The organism is Pandoraea pneumonica (genome assembly GCF_049918595.1).
In the GTDB taxonomy this organism is placed as follows: domain Bacteria; phylum Pseudomonadota; class Gammaproteobacteria; order Burkholderiales; family Burkholderiaceae; genus Pandoraea; species Pandoraea pneumonica_A.
The window spans coordinates 1-834 of sequence record NZ_JBNCRZ010000013.1; the positions used below are offsets into that span (position 1 = coordinate 1).

The following is an 834-nucleotide window of genomic DNA, read 5'->3' on the forward strand; positions in this document are numbered from 1 at the left end:
CGACTGCTCGGTACCGCCCGTCACATACGCGCCCTGAATCGAGCAGCGGTCCGGGAAGTTGCCCTTGAAGTGCGCGGTGTCGACCTCGATCTTGCCGATCTCGCCCGGCTGCGCCAGCGCGATGATCGCCCAGTCGTTGCCCGGCTCGCGACGGCGGCGCGTCTCCCAGCCATCGCCCATGTTCACGCCACGGCCCGGCATCAGCAGGTTCGAGGCCAATCCGAAGTGCTGGTTGTTGGCGGCAACCACATAGCCGCCGTTCTCCATCGCGATCAGGTCGATCAACTCGTCGCGCGAGCGGTTCGCCCAGTCGCTTTGCGGCAGGCCGTACAGACGCAGACGCGCCAGACCGCCGTCCGGATACAGGTTCACGCGCACGTGCGTGGCCGGACGTTGCGTGGTGATGTCGTGATAGTGGTGCGAGTTGCCTTGCAGCGTCGTCGAGGCCAGCAGTTCGAACCACTCGGCGTTGGCCGACGGGGCACCGTCAGGGCTGTAGCAGCCCTCGAGCGACGCGGCGGGCGGGAAGTTGCCGGTGAAGTGGCTGGTGTCGAGATCGACGCCGAACAACACGCCCGGGCGCGCCAGCTTGACGACGCACCAGTCGTAGCCGTTCACGCGCTTGCGGCGCGTTTCCCAGCCGTCCATCCACTTGCCGTTGTCGTCGTACTTGCCCGGAATGAACACCGCCGGGTCGGGGTTGAGCATGCGCTCTTTGGCCGCGAAGAACTCGTCGCTGGCTTCCAACGCCTGGGCACCCAGACGCGGATCGGCCAGATTGACGTAACGGCGCACGAATTCCGGTGCGTTCGGATCTTGCGGGACGAGGGCCAT

Annotated in this window: 1 protein-coding gene; it reads right to left on the reverse strand. The window is 66.3% G+C overall.

The window, feature by feature from the left end:
• The coding region (alc, locus tag ACPWR9_RS25845; protein ID WP_426301927.1) for an allantoicase at positions 1-834 on the reverse strand (834 nt) is incomplete at its 3' end.